This window comes from Eggerthella timonensis, from assembly GCF_900184265.1.
In the GTDB taxonomy this organism is placed as follows: Bacteria; Actinomycetota; Coriobacteriia; order Coriobacteriales; family Eggerthellaceae; genus Eggerthella; species Eggerthella timonensis.
Window position 1 is genome coordinate 828,824 of the sequence record NZ_FXXA01000002.1, and the last position, 18,610, is coordinate 847,433.

At 65.1% G+C, this 18,610-nt stretch carries 15 protein-coding genes; 9 read left to right on the forward strand and 6 right to left on the reverse strand.

What is annotated here, in order from left to right; all coding sequences use genetic code 11:
- The first annotated feature begins 117 nt into the window (after window positions 1-117).
- The 4 genes from C1A15_RS03455 (at window position 118) to htpG (ending at window position 6,258) form a co-directional block, all read left to right on the forward strand.
- The gene (locus C1A15_RS03455) at window positions 118-921 is read left to right on the forward strand and encodes a 4Fe-4S dicluster domain-containing protein (RefSeq protein ID WP_101721274.1); all 804 of its coding nucleotides are present in this window, start codon (window positions 118-120) and stop codon (window positions 919-921) included.
- Entirely contained in the window at window positions 914-3,223 is a 2,310-nt protein-coding gene (locus tag C1A15_RS03460; protein ID WP_101721275.1) for a molybdopterin-containing oxidoreductase family protein, read from the forward strand. The genes C1A15_RS03455 and C1A15_RS03460 overlap by 8 nt, the downstream gene beginning before the upstream one ends.
- A 9-nt stretch (window positions 3,224-3,232) precedes the next feature.
- Window positions 3,233-3,844 carry a cytochrome c-type protein Cgr1 gene (cgr1, locus tag C1A15_RS03465; protein WP_101723677.1) on the forward strand — a complete coding sequence of 204 codons (612 nt, stop codon included), beginning with the start codon at window positions 3,233-3,235 and terminating at the stop codon, window positions 3,842-3,844.
- A gap of 473 nt (window positions 3,845-4,317) precedes the next feature.
- Complete coding sequence (gene htpG, locus C1A15_RS03470; protein ID WP_101721276.1) at window positions 4,318-6,258, forward strand: molecular chaperone HtpG; 1,941 nt, start codon at window positions 4,318-4,320, stop codon at window positions 6,256-6,258.
- A gap of 330 nt (window positions 6,259-6,588) precedes the next feature.
- Here htpG and C1A15_RS03475 read toward each other — a convergent pair whose 3' ends face one another.
- A complete protein-coding gene (locus C1A15_RS03475; RefSeq protein WP_101721277.1) occupies window positions 6,589-8,535 on the reverse strand; it encodes a bifunctional metallophosphatase/5'-nucleotidase in 1,947 nt (648 codons plus the stop codon).
- A 120-nt stretch (window positions 8,536-8,655) separates the two neighbouring features.
- Between C1A15_RS03475 and C1A15_RS03480 the strand changes: the two genes are divergently transcribed.
- The 3 genes from C1A15_RS03480 to C1A15_RS03490 all read left to right on the forward strand — a co-directional run bounded on the left by C1A15_RS03480 (window position 8,656) and on the right by C1A15_RS03490 (window position 11,078).
- Window positions 8,656-9,414, forward strand: a complete 759-nt coding sequence (locus C1A15_RS03480; protein WP_101723678.1) for a MerR family transcriptional regulator — start codon at window positions 8,656-8,658, stop codon at window positions 9,412-9,414.
- Between the two features lie 73 nt (window positions 9,415-9,487).
- Window positions 9,488-10,348, forward strand: a complete 861-nt coding sequence (locus C1A15_RS03485) for an ABC transporter ATP-binding protein (RefSeq protein WP_101721278.1) — start codon at window positions 9,488-9,490, stop codon at window positions 10,346-10,348.
- Complete coding sequence (locus C1A15_RS03490) at window positions 10,335-11,078, forward strand: ABC transporter permease (protein ID WP_101721279.1); 744 nt, start codon at window positions 10,335-10,337, stop codon at window positions 11,076-11,078. Before C1A15_RS03485 ends, C1A15_RS03490 begins: the two co-directional genes overlap by 14 nt.
- Window positions 11,079-11,366: 288 nt before the next feature.
- Here the strand turns inward: C1A15_RS03490 and C1A15_RS03495 are convergent, their stop codons facing one another.
- Window positions 11,367-11,888 (reverse strand): gamma carbonic anhydrase family protein, encoded by a 522-nt coding sequence (locus tag C1A15_RS03495; RefSeq protein WP_101721280.1) that lies wholly within the window; start codon window positions 11,886-11,888, stop codon window positions 11,367-11,369.
- A 209-nt stretch (window positions 11,889-12,097) separates the two neighbouring features.
- Here C1A15_RS03495 and C1A15_RS03500 point away from each other — a divergent pair, with 209 nt between their 5' ends.
- Window positions 12,098-12,883 carry a glucose 1-dehydrogenase gene (locus C1A15_RS03500; RefSeq protein ID WP_101721281.1) on the forward strand — a complete coding sequence of 262 codons (786 nt, stop codon included), beginning with the start codon at window positions 12,098-12,100 and terminating at the stop codon, window positions 12,881-12,883.
- A 239-nt stretch (window positions 12,884-13,122) separates the two neighbouring features.
- Here the strand turns inward: C1A15_RS03500 and C1A15_RS03505 are convergent, their stop codons facing one another.
- The 3 genes from C1A15_RS03505 to C1A15_RS03520 form a co-directional block, all read right to left on the reverse strand.
- Window positions 13,123-14,178 (reverse strand): acyl-CoA dehydratase activase, encoded by a 1,056-nt coding sequence (locus tag C1A15_RS03505; RefSeq protein ID WP_245864898.1) that lies wholly within the window; start codon window positions 14,176-14,178, stop codon window positions 13,123-13,125.
- Between the two features lie 107 nt (window positions 14,179-14,285).
- On the reverse strand, window positions 14,286-15,512 hold the full coding sequence (locus tag C1A15_RS03515) for a 2-hydroxyacyl-CoA dehydratase (RefSeq protein ID WP_101721282.1): 1,227 nt from the start codon (window positions 15,510-15,512) through the stop codon (window positions 14,286-14,288).
- Window positions 15,502-16,527, reverse strand: a complete 1,026-nt coding sequence (locus tag C1A15_RS03520) for an acyl-CoA dehydratase activase-related protein (protein ID WP_101721283.1) — start codon at window positions 16,525-16,527, stop codon at window positions 15,502-15,504. The genes C1A15_RS03515 and C1A15_RS03520 overlap by 11 nt, the downstream gene beginning before the upstream one ends.
- 251 nt (window positions 16,528-16,778) lie before the next feature.
- Between C1A15_RS03520 and C1A15_RS03525 the strand changes: the two genes are divergently transcribed.
- Complete coding sequence (locus C1A15_RS03525; protein WP_101721284.1) at window positions 16,779-17,723, forward strand: LysR family transcriptional regulator; 945 nt, start codon at window positions 16,779-16,781, stop codon at window positions 17,721-17,723.
- Between the two features lie 156 nt (window positions 17,724-17,879).
- Here the strand turns inward: C1A15_RS03525 and C1A15_RS03530 are convergent, their stop codons facing one another.
- Window positions 17,880-18,590: an aquaporin gene (locus C1A15_RS03530; RefSeq protein WP_101721285.1), complete on the reverse strand. Its 711-nt coding sequence runs from the start codon at window positions 18,588-18,590 to the stop codon at window positions 17,880-17,882.
- Window positions 18,591-18,610: the final 20 nt, after the last annotated feature.

An 18,610-nucleotide genomic window follows, 5' to 3' on the forward strand; every position in this document is an offset into this window, starting at 1 on the left:
GCAACATCGTCTGCTTGCGCACGACAGCGCCAGCTTGCGCCGGGGCTTCTACCGGCGTCCTTCCCCGTTTCGTACAGTGCAGGCAGGTTGAAAATCCAACAGGACGAGGAGGAACCGATGGCGAACATGGGGATGGCTATCGACCTACGGCGCTGCGCGGGATGCTACGCGTGCGTCGTGGCGTGCCAGATGCACAACAACACGAAACCGGGTGTGGCCTGGGGAAAGGTTGAAGCACGCGAGTGGGGCGAGGATCCGGACAATCGGCGCTGCTACCTGCCGCATGCCTGCATGCAGTGCGAGGACGCGCCGTGCGTCAACGCGTGCCCGACCAGCGCGTCGTACGTGCGCGACGACGGCATCGTGATGGTGGACTACGACGAGTGCATCAACTGCGGGTCGTGCATCCACGCGTGCCCGTACGGGGCGCGCATACAAAACGACGTAGAGGGCAACTACTTCGACACCGCCGAGCAGGCACCGTACGAGGCCGAGGGCATCCAACGCACGCACGTGGTGGAGAAGTGCATCTTCTGCGCGGGCCGCCTCGATGCGGGGCTGCAGCCCGCCTGCGTGCAGAATTGCCCCGGCAACGCGCGCTACTTCGGCGACTTGGACGATCCCGAGAGCCCCGTCAGCGTCTTCATCTCGAAGAACGACCCGGTGCAGATTCGCAACACGCACTTCTACTATATGCCGGTGGACGGCATGCCGAAGAACCTGCTGCCGCATGCCGAGGTGCAGACCGTGGCCAACAAGGGCGTGGACTCGGAGCCGGCCGACCCCGGCATTCCGCTGCCGGCGGCCATCGGCGCCGTCGCCGTTGCGGCTGCGGCGGGCGCGGGCATCGCCGTGGGCGTGAAGAACCAGCGCGACAGCAAGGCGGAAGTCGAGACGAAAGGCGGCGAGGACCATGAGTAAGCTGGCGAACGAGAGCACGAACGGAGCCGCGAACGCTGCCTGCACGACGGCCGCGAACGCCGCTCGCACGACGGCCGCGCCTGGCCTGTCGCGCCGCGGGTTCCTCAAGGGCGCCGCGGCCATGGCCATCGGCATCACCGCCATCGAAGGCGGCTACGAGTTCGTCTACCCCGACAACGCGTTCGCCGACGAGGCCGCGCCCGAGGTGACGAAGCACACGTACTGCGACATGTGCAACCACTCGCCCAAATGCGGCATCACCGCCACGGTGAAGGAGGACAAGATCGTGCGCGTGGTGTCGCGCGCGAACTACCCCAACGACCCGCTGTGCGCGAAGGGCCTGTCCGCGCTGCAGGAGCTGTACGACCCGCATCGGCTGCTGCACCCCATGAAGCGCACGAAGCCGAAGGGCCAGGGCGACGCCGGCTGGGAACAGATCACCTGGGACGAGGCGTACGACACCATCGTCGCCGCGCTCAACAAGGTGAAGGACGAGATGGGCCCCGAGGGCGTGTTCTTCTACTGCGGCGACCCGAAGGAGCCGCGCGGCGCGGTGAACCGCTTGGCCAACCTGTTCGGCACGCCCACGTACGGCAACGAGAGCTCCACCTGCGCCTATGCCACGCTTATCGGCACGGGGCTCGTGTACGGCTTTCAGACGCTCGGCGCGAATCCCAACGACAATTCCAAGTCGTGCCTCATCTGGTCGCTCAACCCGGCGTGGTCGCTGCCGAACCGCTTCGGCAAGCTGATGAACGCGAAGGAGAAGGGCTGCAAGTTCATCGTGGTGGATCCGCGCGTCACGCCCACGGTGACAGGACTTGCCGACATCCATCTGCAGCTGCGCCCCGGTACCGATGGCGCACTGGCTTTGGGCATCGCGCACGTCATGCTGCGCGACGGTTACTACGACGAGGAGTTCTGCCAGAACTGGACACACGGGTTCGATGAGTTCAAAGAGTACGTGCAAGAGTTCACGCCTGAAAAGGTTGCCGAAATCACGTGGGTGCCGGCCGAAAAAATCGAGGCGGCCGCCAAGCTGTGGGGCGAGGAAACCCCCGGAGGGTTCATCAGCAGCGCGAGCCCGCAGGTGCACCACACCAACGCCGGCAACAACATGCGCGCCATCGCGTCGCTCGTGGCGCTGGCGGGCAACGTGGACGTGGCCGGCGGCCTGGAGATCAATCCGGGCCTGCCGTTCGACCTGTTCGCCAGCACGGCCGGTTTCAACCGCGAGGACATCTACGATGCCGACCTGGCCTCGAAGCGGTACGATTTGCAGGACTTCCCCGTGTGGACGAAGTTCGTGAAGCAGATGCAGACGAACCGCTTCCCCGAATACGTGGACGAAGGCAAGATCAAGGCCATGGTGATGTTCGGTGGCAACGCCATGATGTGGCCGCAAAGCCACCTCTACCAGGAGGCCATCGGCAAGCTCGATTTCGCCTGCGCGGCCGACTACTACATCCGTCCCTGGACGCACGACTACGTGGACATCATCCTGCCCGCTGCGATGTGCTTCGAGCGCATGGCCCCCTTCGCGGTGTTCGGTCGGAAGATCTACCTGCGCGAACCGGTGATCACGCCGCGCGGCGAGGCGCGCGAGGACTGGCAGGTGGCCATGGAACTGGGCAGCCGCCTGGGCTATGCGGAGGAATGTTTCGACGGCAGCGTGGAAGAGGCGCTGGCGGAGGTGCTGCGCACGTCGGGCCTCGAGGTGACCATGCAGGACCTGCGCGACAACCCCGACGGCTACGCGGTGCCGGGCGGCGCCCCCTACGAGCCGAAGAAGTACGAGACGGGCAAGATCCGCAAGGACGGCCAGCCCGGCTTCAACACGCCCAGCGGCAAGATTGAGCTGGTGTCCGAAGTGATGAAGGAATGCGGGCTGGAGGGCCTTCCGCTGTACAACGAACCGGTGAGCAGCCCCATCAGCACGCCCGACCGCGCGAAGGACTACCCGCTCATTCTGAACACGGGCTCGCGCGTGCCCATGTACTCGCACTCGAAGCTGCGCGACTGCCCCTGGCTCAACCAGTTCATGCCCGATCCCATCGTGCGCCTGCATCCGAAGACGGCGGCTGAGCGCGGTCTGGAAGACGGCGATCAGGTGCGCGTGTTCAACCACCTCGGCGAGATCGAGGTGAAGCTTGAGGTGACGAACCTCGTGCTGCCGGGCGTGGTGGACATCTTCCACGGCTGGGAGAAGGCGAACGTGAACAAGCTGACCGAGCGCGAGTTCGACCACGTGACGGGCTACCCGCCGTTCAAGTCGGGCCTGTGTCAAGTCGAGCGAGCGTAGGTGGTTGCCATGAAGCCGAAGAAGTGGCCCATCGTCGTCGGTACGGTCGCGCTCGTGTTTGTGGTGGCGGGCATGGGGTTCTGGGTGTGGCACGAGCAGCCCAGCTTTTGCGCGGCCATCTGCCACACGCCGATGGATCCCTACGTCGAAACCTACGATCAGCCGTTGGGCGAGGCGGGCGTGGACAAGTGGGGCAACGAGGTGGCCGACACGTCCAGCATGCTGGCGGTGGCGCACAAGGCCTCGGGCAAGACGTGCCTTGACTGCCATGTTCCCACGCTGGGCGAGCAGATGGCCGAGGGCGCGTCCTGGGTAACGGGCGGTTACGGCGTGCCGTTGCAGGAGGCCACGCTCGCGGACTTGGGAGCGGCGCGCGGCGTTGCGTCGGATGAGTTCTGCCTGAACGAGTCGTGCCACAACCTCACGCGCGACGACCTGGCGAACGCGACCGCTGGCATGACCCGCAACCCGCACCTGGCCTACCACGGCGACATCACGTGCGACTCGTGCCACAAGGCCCACCGCGCGTCGGTGAACTACTGCACCCAATGCCACGCCGACGCCGAAACCCCTGCCGGTTGGCTGACCGCGAAGGAAAGCACCGACCTGCCCACCGGGTAGCGCCGCGCGCTGAGCGGAGCCATCCCTCCCTTCTGATCGAGCGGCCGTCCTTTTGGGCGGCCGCTCGAGGGCTTTCCGGCCGTTGTCTCGCGTGCGCAGGAGTCGTCTGTCTGATGTGCGGAAAAATCGGGGTTTTGGCAATCCTGCTCGATTGTTTGGTGCGTTCGGAAAATCGCGACCTGGGGTTTTCTGGCGATGCGCGTCGTCGGCGCGCTGTCGATGGCGTTCGAGACGAGGGCGAATTGCCAAAACCCCGATTTTCCCGCACATAGCCAGTCGAAGCTGCGCTTCCGGCTGTCTGCACGACGGGGAGCGCAGGAGGCGTTCTGCCTCTCCTGTGCAGCTGTTCTGCAATCGGGGCGTCTTCCGCTTGACATCTCCGCGTGCCGCACTAAAATCACGTGTTAGCACTCGAAGCCCGAGACTGCTAAAGATGCAGTCCGGCACGTACGAAAAGGAGAGCGACGCCAACTATGCGCAAGTTCAAAACCGAGAGCAAGAAGCTGCTCGACCTCATGATCAACTCCATCTACACGAACCGCGAGATCTTCCTGCGCGAGCTCATCTCGAACGCGTCGGACGCGGTCGACAAGCTGTACTTCCGCAGCCTCACCGACAAGGACATCCAGCTAGGCAAGGACGAGCTGGGCATCCGCGTTGCGTTCGACAAGGACGCGCGCACGATCACGGTCAGCGACAACGGCATCGGCATGACGAAGGACGAACTCGACCGCAACCTGGGCACCATCGCGCACTCCGACAGCATGGAGTTCAAGACGGACAACGCCGACGTGCAGGGCGACGACGTGGACATCATCGGCCAGTTCGGCGTGGGCTTCTACTCCGCCTTCATGGTGGCGTCCAAGGTGCGCGTCGTGTCGAAGGCGTACGGCAGCGACGAGGCCTGGGCCTGGGAGAGCGACGGCGTCGAGGGTTACACCATCGAGGAGGCCACGCGCGAGGGCCACGGCACCGACATCATCCTCACCATCAAGGACAACACCGACGAGGATAGCTACGACACGTTCCTCAGCGAGTTCAGCCTGAAGAACCTCATCAAGCGCTACAGCAACTACGTGCGTTACCCCGTGCAGATGGAAGTGTCGAAGACGCGCCAGAAGCCGAAGCCCGAGGACGCCGGCGACGACTACCAGCCGGAATACGAGGACTACACTGAGATCGACACCATCAACTCGATGATCCCCATCTGGAAGCGCAGCAAGTCGGAAGTCACCGACGAGGAGTACCACGAGTTCTACAAGACCGACTTCCACGACTTCACCGACCCGGCGCGCACGTTCAGCATCCACGCCGAGGGCGCGCTCAGCTACGACGCGCTGCTGTTCATCCCCGGCCGCGCTCCGTACGATCTGTACAGCAAGGACTTCAAGAAGGGCCTCGCGCTGTACAGCTCCAACGTGCTGATCATGGAGAAGTGCGAGGAGCTGCTGCCCGACCACTTCAACTTCGTGCGCGGCGTGGTGGACAGCCAGGACCTGCAGCTGAACATCAGCCGCGAGACGCTGCAGCACAACAGCCAGCTGCGCGCCATCGCGAAGAAGATCGAGAAGAAGATCACGTCCGAGTTGAAGAAGATGCGCGACAACGACCGCGAGGAGTACGAGAAGTTCTTCGAGAACTTCGGCCGCGGCCTGGAGTTCGGCATCTACAACAGCTACGGCTCGCTGAAGGACCAGCTGGCCGACTTGTTGCTGTTCTACTCGGCAAAGCAGGAGAAGCTGGTCACGCTGGACGAGTACTTGGCCGCCGCCCCTGCCGACCAGAAGGCCATCTACTACGCGGCGGGCGAGAGCATCGAGCGCCTGGGCAAGATGCCCATCGTGAAGACGGTGTTAGGGAAGGGCTATGACGTGCTGCTGTGCACGAAGGACGTCGATGAGTTCTGCTTCCAGGCGATGATGACGTACGGCGCGCCCGCGTCCGAGGGTGAGGAGGCGCCGGAGCCGCTGGAGCTGAAGAACGTGGCGTCGGGCGACCTCGATCTGGCCTCCGAGGAGGAAAAGAAGGAAGCCGAGGAGACGACGAAGGACAACGAGGCCCTGTTCGCCGCCATGAAGGATGCGCTGGGCGACTCGGTGACGAAGGTGGCCGTGTCGTCGCGCCTGGAGGATGCGCCGGCGTGCATCACCGCGGCGGGCCCGGTGTCGCTCGAGATGGAGCGCATCATGGCGCAGATGCCCGACGGCGGCGACGCCATCAAGTCCGAGCGCGTGCTTGAAGTGAACGCGAAGCACGCGGTGTTCGACGTGCTGCGCGCTGCGCAGGAAGCCGGCGACGCCGACAAGGTGAAGCTGTACGCGGAGCTGCTGTACAACCAGGCGCTGCTGGTTGAAGGCCTGCCCATCGAGGATCCGGTAGCCTATGCGAACGCCGTGACGAAGCTGATGGCGTAAAACTTGTTGAAGCGGGGGCGCTCGTGCTGGCGAGGCCCCTTCGTTTTTGCCGCGCGCGAACGAATGTTTCACGTGAAACGCGCGAAGCAACTTCTTCTTGGGAAGCCCTTGTCGTCTTGGCGGCAAGGGCCTTTGCTTAGCTTTCGAAGGGCGCAAAAGGGTAGCCATGACAAAGTTTTCCGTGGCAAACCTCGGGTGCTTCGAAGTGGTGGGGCGTGCGACCTGGTCTTACGGTAAGGACCCTCTTCATCGGGCGACGAGAACGAGCCGAAGGCATGCTCGGAATTGTCATGGCTCCTGTTTTGCGTCCAACTTTTCTGCGGCGGGGGTTTAACGCCGCGCGCCTACGGCGACGGCTCCTGTTGCTGCCGCTGCCGCTGCCGCTGCGACCGCGACGGCTCCGACGACCGCGGTGCCTGCGGGATCGCCGGTGGCTGCGAGTGGCTTGCCGCCGGGGCCGGGGCCTGCCGCGGGCTCCTCGACGGGCTCGGGCTCGGGCGTCGGCAGGGGCGTGGGCTCCGGATCGGGACCGTCCTTGATCACGATGCGACCCTGACCTGCGGGATTCGCGTATTCCTCGCCGATCGCCCCCTTCAAATCGTACTGGATGTACTCGATGAGGGCCTTGTTGTCCAAATCGAGCAGCACGGCCTCGTCGTTCATGAACATGTTCAGGCCGTCGCCGCCGTCCACGAGCAAGAACGTGTGCGACACCAGCTTGTAGCGCCGGTTCACGTCGAGCGGTTCGCCGTTCACCCGCACGTCGCGCACGCGGTACTCGCCCGTCACGCCGCCGAAGCTGCCGCCTGGCATCTGTACCGACGACGGGATGTCCGTGCGCACGGTGTAGGTGAGGCCGGACACGTGCTGCAGCCCGCCGCTCGGCTCCGGCAGCTTCGCCGCGCCCGCTTCCAGCGCATCGAGGATGTTCTGGCCCAGCGTGTCCACATAGCACAGCTGGTTGTTGTAGGGCTGCACGTTGATGAGGTCGCCGTACGTCACGTCGCCCGGCTCGATGTTCGCGCGGATGCCGCCGCCGTTGACGAAGCCGATGTCGGCCATGACCCCGCCGTGCCAGGCCAGCGCCAGATACGCGTCGGCCACGAAGTCGCCGAGGTTCGTCTCGTGCGCACGCACGGCCCAGGTGTAGTTGTCGTCTTCGAGCGCGACGAGACGCACGTCCGACGTCCCGACGACGCGTCCGGTGATCTGCGCGAGATCCGCCTGCAGCCCGGCGATGTAGGCGGCCGTGTCGGCGTCTTTGCCGTTCCACGTCTCGATGATGCTGGCGGTGCCGTTCGTTGTGGACGCGGTGACGGTTTTCGCACCGTCCGACGCGAACGCGGTAATCGTGCCGGACGCGGGGTCGATCACCACCTGGCCGATTCCCACCAGCTGGGTTCCCGTTTGCGTGACGAGCACCGGTTCGCCGTTCTTGTTGGGAGGCGTTTGCGCGTACAGCTCGTGCGAATGCCCGTCGATCATCACGTCGATGCCGCTCGTGTTCGCCACTACGGACGTGCTGGTCCAGCGTGCGGTCACGCCCTTTTGGCCGAGGTGCGCGATCGCCACCACGTAGTCGGCTCCGTCGGCGCGCGCCTTGTCCGCGGCCCGCTGCACGGCGTCGTACAGCTTCGCGCCGGACTCGTCCTCGCAAAAGCCGTAGCGATACGACCCGCCTTCTTGAAAGTGGGCGGGGGAGGATTTCGTCAGCGATTCAGGCGTGCAGATGCCCAGGAACGCGACCTTCTTCTTGTTGGCGCCCGTGCCGTATTCGCGCATGGCGCACGCGTCGAACATGAGGCTCCCCGTGCGCAGGTCGGTGAAGTTGCATGAAAGGTACTTCGCCTTCGCGCGCGCGACCAGCGTGTTGAACTGGGTCATCCCGTAGTCGAACTCGTGGTTGCCGGGGATGGCGAACTCGTAGCCGCACTTGTTCATGATGTCGATAAGGTACTCGCCGTTCGTCAGCGTGCCCATGGCCTTGCCCTGTACGGCGTCGCCCGCATCTACGAGCGTCACGTTGCCAGCTCCGTACATGGAGCGCATGGTACCGACGTAGTTCACGAGTTTCGCGTACCCCAGATTGTCGTCCACGGCGCAATGCACGTCGTTCGTGTGCACGATGACGATGGGGCCGGGTTGCGGTGCGGCTTCGGCGATCGCCGGTTCGTCGGCCAGCGCGCGGGTTGGCAGCGCGAGCGAGGCGAGCGCCACGGCGGAGAGCGTGCAGAACGATCGGCGGGTTATGCGGTGGGGAGCGGGCGGGTGCAGCATGGGTGCCTCCTCGAAACGAGCGCGAAAACGCGGCCCATTCAGTATACCGTGCGGGGCGTGCGAACCGGAATCCCCGAATTCGCATGTTTGCGCACGGCGTTCGTCGGCTATACTCGGCGCATGGAACAGCCTCGCACCTACACCACCTCGTACATCGCGAGGGCCGTCGGCGTGCATCCGAACACGGTGCGTCTCTACGAGCGCATCGGGTTCATCACCGCGCCCGAGCGTCGCCCGAACGGATATCGCGTGTTCACCGACTTGCATCTGCTGCAGGTTCGTCTCGTGCGCGCGGCGCTCAACGTGGAACTCGTGCAGAACGGGTTGCGCCGGGAGGTGCTCGCCATCGTCGAGGCGATGGCGCGTCAACGTTACGATGAGGCGATCGCCCTGGCCGAACAGCGCATCGACCACCTGCGACGCGAGCGCACCGCTGCCGAGGACGCCCTTCGCCATGTGCGCGACCTGCTGGCGCGTGCCGACGGCCCTGCTCGCACCGAGCCGCTCATGCTGACGCGCAAGGAGGCGGCCGACTCCTTGGACACCAGCATCGATGCGCTGCGCAATTGGGAGATGAACGGCCTGTTGCAGGTCAAACGCAAGCGGAACGGCTACCGCGTGTACAGCGCCGCCGATCTCAACCGTCTGGCCATCATTCGCGCGCTGCGTGCCGCGAACTACTCGCTGGCCGCCATCCTGCGGTTGCTCGACGCGCTCGACCGCGATGCGGCTGCCGACATCGGGCATGTGCTGGACCATCCCGATCCCGACGATGACATCTTGTCGGTGTGCGACCGCCTGCTCACGTCGCTCGATGCGGCGGAGCGCAACGCCTTCGAAATGATCGAACTGCTTGAGCGCATGAAAAATCTCGCCTGAGCAAACCCTCCACTTTGCCACCAGAGTTGGCGCGTCTTCTAGTATCTTCGGCGACCGAAAGATAGGAGGACGTATGAACGACGTAGTACATGTACGCGACCTGGTGAAATCGTATGGAGACGCGCCTGCGGTGGACGGAGTAAGCTTCGACGTGGCCGCCGGCGAGACGTTCGGGCTGCTGGGCGCGAACGGAGCGGGGAAGACCACGACGCTCGAATGCCTGCTGGGCGTGAACCGCCCCGATGCGGGGAGCGTCACCATTCTGGGCCTTGACCCGCGAGCTCGGCGCAAGGAGCTGTTCCAGCGGGTGGGCGTACAGTTCCAGGAGGCGCGTTACCAGGACAAGATCACGGTGGACGAGCTGTGCCGCGCGACGCGCGCGCTGTATCGCGAAGCCGACGATCCGGCCGATCTGCTTGCGCGATTCGGCCTGGCGGAGGTGCGCTCGCAGGCCGTCGAATCGCTCTCGGGCGGTCAACGCCAGCGCCTGTTCGTGGTGCTGGCGCTCATCCCGCGTCCCGAGGTGGTGTTCCTCGACGAGCTGACCACGGGGCTTGACGTGAAAGCGCGTCGCGACGTGTGGAATCTGCTGGACGAAATGCGCCAACAGGGTATGACCATCGTGTTGACCAGCCACTTCATGGACGAAGTGGAAGCGCTGTGCGATCAGGTCGCCATCCTGCGCAAGGGACGCATCGTCTTTTCCGGCACGGTGGCCGAGGCCGTGGCGTCCGGTCCCTTCGCCAGCTTCGAGGACGCGTATCTCGCGTACGCCGAGCCCGACGCATCCGCCAAGCGCGTCGAGCACGCTGGGACAGCCGAACCCGACGCATCCGCCGAGTCCGCCGAGCCCGACGCATCCGCGATCGCCGCACCCGGTGATGCAACCGCAACCCCTCATCCCGCCGAAGGAGGCGCCCATGAAAGCCTTTAGCACCCTGTTCGGAGTCGAGTTCCGCCTGTCGCTGCGCGACATGAACATGCCCATCTTCGCCGTGATCATGCCCGTAGTGGTGATGCTGGTCGTCGGCATGATGTTCGGCGGCCAGCCCGCTTACGAAGGCGCGGACTACACGTTCGTGGCGCAGTCGGTGGGCGCGGTATCGGCCATCGCCATCTGCGCCGGCGGCGCGATGGGTCTGCCGCTCGTGGTGTCGAACTACCGGTACCGCAAGATCCTCAAACGCTACTTCGTGACGCCCATCAGCGTGTACACCATTCTGGCGGTGCAGGTGGCCATCTACACCGTGTACGCGTTGATCTCGGCCGTGCTCGTGTTCGGAGTGGCCGCGCTGTTCTTCGGGTACGCGTTCACGGGCTCGTGGCCGGCGTTCGTCGGGTCGTACGTGCTGGTGCTGGCGGCCATGCTGGCGCTCGGCATGATGGTGGGCGGCCTTGCTCCGAACGAGAAGATCGCGGGCGTGCTGGCCAGCGTGCTGTACTTCCCCATGCTGCTGCTGTCGGGGACGACGCTGCCCTACGAGATGATGCCCACCGCCGTGCAGCGCGTGGCCGACCTGCTGCCGCTTACCCAGGGCGTGAAGCTGCTGAAGGCCACGTCGCTCGGGCTGCCGGTTGACCAGGCCATCGTGCCGGTGGTGATCATGGTGGTGTGGGCCGTGGCGTGCACTGCGATCGCCGTGCGCTTCTTCAAGTGGGAGTAGCAGACGATCGCCCGAGGAGAGGGGCCGGGCGCGGCGCGGCGCCCGGCCCTCTCGGCACCAGCTGCGTCGACCCCCGCGTCGCAGCAGTCGCAACTCGTGGCCGTTTTTGACAGGTATACGTGCATCGCCCGAGGCCATTTGGGAATTCGGCATCCTGAGAGGTCCACCGATCTGGGGAAACGTAGAAACCTCGAATTGACAACCTCATGAAGAACTCGTTTTGCGCATGCAAACGACGTACGTCCGTCAAAAGCGGCCACGAGTCGTCGAATCCGCGACCCTCTCGCGCTACTGCACTATGCGGGCGCGGGCGTATTCCTGGGCATCGGCGATGTAGGCCTCCTGGGAGTGCTCGATGTTGCGCGCCACCGCCTCGGCGTCGAGCGTGCGGATCACCTTGCCGGGCACGCCCACCACGAGCGAGCACGGCGGGATCACCGAGCGCTCCTTCACGAGCGCACCGGCCGCGATCATCGACCCGCGGCCGATTACCGCGCCGTTCATCACCGTGGCGTGCATGCCCACGGTCACGTCGTCCTCGATGGTGGCGCCGTGCACGATGGCGTTGTGGCCCACCGACACGCGATCGCCCAGCGTGACAGGGCAGCCGTAGTCGCTGTGCAGCATGGCGTTGTCCTGCACGTTGCTGTTCGCGCCGATGCGGATAGGCGCCACTTCGCCGCGGATCACCGCGCTGAACCATACCGAGCTGCCCTCGGCCATCGCCACGTCGCCGCAGATGGCGGCATTGGGCGCGATGAACGCCGCGCGCTCCACATCGGGGAACATCCCCTTGAATTCAACGAGCATGCCAGTCCTTTCCCTCGAGTTTGCCTAACCAGTATCCCGGAGCCGCGCGCCCCGCGCATCGCAAGTTCCATGCGATTCTCGCCGCCGAGGCGGTTACGCATCCTCGACGGGCAGGCGACGGCGCACGTGCGGAGCGTCGCGGGTGCGTGCGGGTGCGGTATGGTCGCAGGACGATAGGTTCGGCGACCCTGCGCGGAAAGAAGGCTCTCATGTTCGACGATCTCAAGGGCAAGACGGTGGTGGTGACGGGCAGCTCGAAGGGGTTGGGCGCCGCCATGGCGCGGCGCTTCGGCGCCGAGGGCATGAACGTGGTGGCGAACTACCGCTCCGACGAAGAGGGCGCGCGCGAGACGGTGCGGGCCATCGAGGAGGCGGGCGGCGCGGCGGCTGCCGTGCAGTCGGACGTGAGCAAGGCCGAATGCGTGGACGCGCTGTACGATGCGGCGATGTTCTCGTTCGGCGGCGTCGACATCTGGGTGAACAACGCAGGCATCGAGGCGGACGCGCCGACCGACCAGAAGACCATCGAAGAGTGGCAGCGCGTGATCGACGTGAACCTCACCGGCGTGTTCGCGGGCTCCCAGCGCGCGATTCAACACTTTCTCGAACACGATATGCCGGGTTGCATCATCAACCTGTCGTCGGTGCACGAGGTGATTCCCTGGCCGCACTTCGCCGACTACGCGGCCAGCAAAGCGGGCGTCGGCATGTTGACGAAGACGCTGGCGCTCGAGTACGCCGACCGCGGCATCCGCGTGAACGCCATCGCGCCCGGCGCCATGAACACGCCTATCAACGCGCAGAAATTCGCCGACCCCGAGGCGCGCGCCGCTACCGAGCGGCTCATCCCGATGGGGTACGTGGGCGCGCCCGAAGACGTGGCCGCGGCGGCGGCCTGGCTCGCGTCGAACCAGGCAAGCTACGTGACCGGCACCACGCTGTTCGTCGACGGCGGCATGACGCTGTACCCCGGCTTCCAGTTCGGCGAAGGCTGAGGCCGCGCTAGCAGGCCGGGGCTTCGTGGCAGATTTTGAGAGTTTTTCGTCGTCGGAGGTTCAGAATTTCGCCTACGATGCCCGCTTCTGTTCAGTGATCCCGCATTTTCGCAGGTCAAATCGCTGCGCCCAATGCCGGGGGTTCCGTCGATTCTCGAACTATGACGAAAAACTCGCGAAATCTGCCACGAAATCGACTTTCGGTGCCGCTCGCCTCGCCGCTTTCCGCAACCGCGTCGCTATCCTGCCTTCACGGCACCTTTGTCGCAGCGGTTGCCCCAGGAGTCGATGATCGTCCCGTCGCGGTAGACGCAGATGATCTCGCAGTGGTTCGCGCACTTCTGGCACTCCACCTCGCGGGTGGCGAACTCGAACGTGCGCAGCGCGTCGAAGTCGAACGCCTCGTCCTCGCCTCCCGCATCGCCCGCGCTCGCCGCGCGCGGCGCGGCCTCGGCCGCCAGCAGCGCCACGCCGAACGCGCCCATGAGGTGACCGTCCTCGTCGACCGTCACGTCCATCCCCAGCTCGTCGCGGAACGCCTGCACCACGCCGACGTTCTTGCTTACGCCGCCTTGGAACACCACGGGCGCGGCGATCTGCTTGCCCTTGCCCACGTTGTTGAGGTAGTTCGTGGCCACGGCGCGGCACAGTCCCGCGATGATGTCCTCGCGCGCGTAGCCCACCTGGATCTTGTGCACGAGGTCGCTTTCGGCGAACACGGTGCAGCGGGCCGCGATGTTCGCCGGCTTCTTCGAGGTCAGCGCGATGTCCCCGAACTCCTCCACCTCCACGCCCAACCGATGCGCTTGGCTCGACAGGAACGCGCCCGTGCCCGCGGCGCACAGCGTGTTCATGGCGTAGTCCACGGCGATGCCGTTCTCCACGCAGATGATCTTCGAGTCCTGTCCGCCGATCTCCAGGATGGTGCGCACGTCGGGATGGAGGAACGTCGTACCCACCGCGTGCGCCGTGATCTCGTTCTTCACCACGGTCGCGCCGCACATGGCGCCCACGAGCCGTCGTGCGCTGCCTGTCGTTCCCACGGCGCGCACGCTCACCGCGTCGCGATCCACCTGCGATCCCAGGTCGGCCACCACCCGGCGCGCGGCGTCGGCCGGGTTGCCCTCGGTCCACAGGTACGTTCGCGCGATGATGCGCCGATCGGCATCGATGATCACGCCCTTCGTGGAAATCGATCCGATGTCGATGCCTAGGTAGCATTCCGTTCGCCTTGACGGGACGAACGGCCCGCTCGACGCTGCGGCGCGCTCTGGCACCGAATCTTGCCGCTCCAAGCCCTCCTCGCGTGCAGAAGCACGCTTCGCAGGGCTTTCACGGCAATCTTCGGCACCAGAGCGCCCCTCGCTGACGTTTTCGGTCATGTGAGTCGCATTTGCTTCGGTCATCGGGCCGTCTTCTCCTTCTTCATGGCGATCATGTCGTAAAACGCCTCGAGGCGGGTGTCGAGGCCCGTGTCGCTCGTCTGCGAATCGTAGCTGAGGTACAGCACCGGAACGCCGGTGTCGCGGCTGATGCGCTGCAGCACCGGCATGCAATCCACCTCGGGCGTGCAGCCCGACGATTTCACGTGCACGATGCCGTCGAACCCCTCCTGCGCGTAGCGCAGCGCCGCCGCGATGGTCATGCTCGACGTGGGGCCCATGTCGTAGCGCACGTAGTCGGAAATGCTCGCGCGCAGGTTCTTCTCGTTGTAGCGGAGGTTGCGGTTCGTCATGGTGAGCGCGCGATGCAGCTCCACGCCCATGTCGAGGAACTTGCGCTCCAGATCCAGGTTGCTGGCGGGGTCGGCCGCCGTGAAGTACTCGCCCACGATGCCCACGCGCAGCGGGCGCGCGGGGCGCCGCAGCGGCAGCGCCCGCAGCGCATCGAGGCCGGCGCGCTGCGCTTCGGCGATATCGCGCTCGTTCGCGGCGCCGCGCATGTCGGCGAAGTACGTCTCCCGTGCGCGTTCGAACGACCCGCGCTCGGCCTCGAAGCCCGCGTTCGCCAGATAGAAGTCGTTCACCTCGTCCAGGTTTTCGATCATCTTGAACACGGCCAGCATGTTGCGCACGCCGTGCGGCACCGACAGGTCGGGATTCACCTTCTTCTTGCACACCGAGATGTACTCGGTCAGCGGCTTGCCGGTGAGCATGGCGAAGTTCAGCATGTCGAACTCGTAGCCCATGTCGCGCAAGATGGACTGCTGCAGTTCGCCGTAGTAGCCCAGGCGGCAAGGCCCCGCGAACTGCACGAGCACGTCCGCGCCCAGCTCGAGCGCCTCGATGTAGTCGCCCAGGATGTGCTTGAACGGCGCGCATACCGTGTCGCTGGAATGGCGCGAACCCAGCTCGATGGTGCGCTTCGTCGGCTTCGGCAGCGTGACGAAATCGGCGTCCAGCACGTGTTCCACGAAGAACTTGAACGCGATGTCGTAGTAGCTGTAGCGGAAGAACGCCACGCGGGTGCGGGCGTGGCGGTCGCGCTTCGGCCGGCTTTTCTTCGGCAGGGCCGGCAGCAGTTTGAACGGTCCGCGCTCGGTGCCCACTACCACGCGGACGCCGCGCGCCTCCTCTTCGCTGTCGGTGTGCAGCGGGTTGACCACGTCGCGTTTCGTGTCACGCGCCAACGTAGCCCCCTTTCTTCTGGTAGCGCAGGATGTCGACGAAACTCTCCACGCGCGTCTCGAGCCCGGCGGTGCCGCTCTGCGCGTCGATGGTGAGGTTGAGCACGGGACGGCCCTGGATGCAACGCACGATGGCGTCGTCGGTCATGGAATCGGGCCCGCACGGGAAGGCGCTGACCAGCACGATGCCGTCCACCCGGTCGTGCAGCTGCGTGATGGCGCCCACCAGCTCGCGGCTCACGATCCACGGGAGCGTGTCGGAGAACTCGAAGCTGGCCTTGAGCGCGCGCTCGCGGTCGGCTTCGTCGGCGAACAGCACCACGGTATTCATGCGCTCGAGCATGTCCACCAGCGCGCCGCCCATGAATGCGTCATGCGCGATGTAAGGATGCGCCGCCAGCAGGATGCCCAGGGGCGCGTCCTCAGGGCGCCGGGCCGCCGCCCGCGAGGCATCCAGTTGCGCCAGCGCGCGGGTCTGCCCCAGCAGCGCAGAGCGTTCGGCCTGCTCCTGCGCGCGCGAGGCCGCCTTCCAGGCGCGCTTCGTCTCGCGCGGCCCGGCGAGGCGTTCGGCCGCGGCCAGCTCGATGAGGGCCTCCTTCATGCCTTTGCGCTCCTCAACTTCGTTGACCAGGCACGACAGCAGCTCGATGCGCTCGTCGCAGAACGTGTTGGACACGAGGTCGGGCAGCGCTTGGAACTTCGTGCAGAATCCGCGCCGGCGCCCCACGTTGGCGATGCTCGGCACGAACACCGCATCGCAGCGGCCGTCTTCCACGAGCGACGCCACGTGGCCGAGGTAGATTTTCGAGGCCAGGCAGCATTCGTCGTTCGACAGCGCGTCGCCGCGCGCCACGGTGCCGCGGTCGGTGGGCTCGCTGACCACCACATTGCATCCCAGCTCCTCGAAGAACGCCGTCCACAGCGCGCCGTAGCGGTAGTGCAGCAGCGCGCGCGGCATGCCGATACGACGCGGCGCGTCGTCGACTGCGCTGCGGATGGGAAAACCGGGGGATGCCATGCCATGCTCCTCTTCGCGTGCGATTGATGCCCTATGAAGCTTACACCAATCAGCGCGTTGTGCGGCAAGGTGCTTGCAAGCGACACGCATATTCCGAGCATGCAAACGCAGGTGCAGCGCGAAGGGGTTCTCGCCCGTCAAACGGTTGTTCAAAAGATAGTTGAACGGAACGCGTCTCGGATGTAATAGCGGATGGGCGCGGTAGAATTTCCGAAACGATACGTGCTCCATAGGCCCCGAGGTAGACTTTTTTGAATATCAAACAGATAAGATATTTCGTTGCTGTATTCCAGGATGGCAGCCTGTCGGCAGCCGCCAAGAAGCAGTACGTGACCGTGCAAGCGGTTTCAAAAGCTATCGCGGACCTTGAGCGGGAATTGAAGAACGAGTTGTTCGTGCGCGAAAGCCGCGGCGTGCACCCCACGCTCTTCGGCAAGGCCTTCTACGCCAAAGCCGAACCCGTGCTGCGCGACTTCGACGAGCTGGAGGCGTTCGCCCACAACCGGCGCGCGGAGGGCATCTCGTCTTTGAGGCTGGGCCTCTGCACGCCGCCGTTCTACGGCCACGAGCAGGCGCGCGCCAACATTGCAGCCTTCATCGGCAAGAACATGAACATCGACGCATCCGTAAGCTTGGAGACCGGCGCGCGCGGCGTGAACGCGCTGTATGCGAGAAGCCTCGAAGCGCTTATCGTGATAGGCGCGTTCAACCATCCCGAACTCGACTGCATGACCATCGGCAAGATCATGCCCGGCGTGGTGATGGCGCGCACCCATCCGCTTGCGCAGCGCAAGACGGTGACGCTGGCCGATATCCGCCCCTATCCGGTTTCGGTCTCGGAACAGTTCGACACGTTCAACGAATCCATCGTGTCGGTGTATCGCGCGCGCGGCGTTGACATCCGCTTCTGCCCCACGACGCCGGAGCGTTACGATGCGTTCATCACGAAGGAGAACGGCCTGTCGTTCGCGGTAGGCATTCCGGCGCTCGGCCAGCTGCACCCTGGAACCGAAATCAAGCTCATCGCGGCGGAAGATGCCGTCGCCATCCCCATTTGCCTGGTCAGCCTCAAGAGCGACAAGGCTCCGGCCTATCTGGCGCTCGAGCGCTGGCTCGTCAACGAGCGCATGCTCATGGGTACCGATCCCGTGAAGCGCTTCGTGACAGCCGCTGCGGCGACGCGTGTGAAGAAGTAGGGAAGCAGAGGCGGGGGAGACAGAGGGACGGGGTAATTGTCTCATTTTGCTCGCAAAATGAGACAATTACCCCGTCCCTCTGTCTCCCCCGCCAAACGCGAAGAGGCCCCGAACCTCACCTGGTCGGGGCCTCTTCGAATTATGCGCGCGAAGCGGTTAGGCCGTTTTCTTGTTCTTGAACGCGATCCAGATGCCGGCAGCGCAGGCGGCGCCCACGAGCGGGGCCACGATGAACACCCACACCTGGGACAGCGCGGTCATGTCGCCGTTCACGGCCATCATGAGGGCCGGGCCGAAGCTGCGTGCGGGGTTCACGGACGTGCCCGTCAGCGGGATGCCCATGATGTGCACGAAGGCCAGCGTGAGGCCGATGATGATGCCGGCGAACGGGGCCGTCTTCTCGTCGGCGGTGGAACCCAGCACCGACAGCACGAAGATGCAGGTGAGGATGATCTCGACGATCACCGCCCCGATCATGGACAGGCCCACTGCGGAGGCAGCTTCGTAGCCGTCGCAGCCGAGGCCGGTTGCCAGCACGCCGCCGAGGTCGCACATGCCGATGATGAGCGCCAGCACCGCAGCGGCGATGATGCCGCCGACGAACTGGGCGACCCAGTAGCCGACAAGGTCCTTGGCCGACAGGCGCTTGTCGAGGAACAGGCCGAACGAGACGGCCGGGTTGATGTGGCAGCCCGACACGTTGCCGATGACGAACGCCATCGCTACGATGGACAGACCGAACGCCATCGCGATGCCCAGCGTGCCCAACGTGGCGCCGGCGACGGCGGCGCTGCCGCAGCCGAACAGCGTGAGGACGAACGTGCCGAAGCATTCTGCGGCGTACTTCTTCATAGGTGAAACTTCCATATACCCTCCTGGTGGCGTAT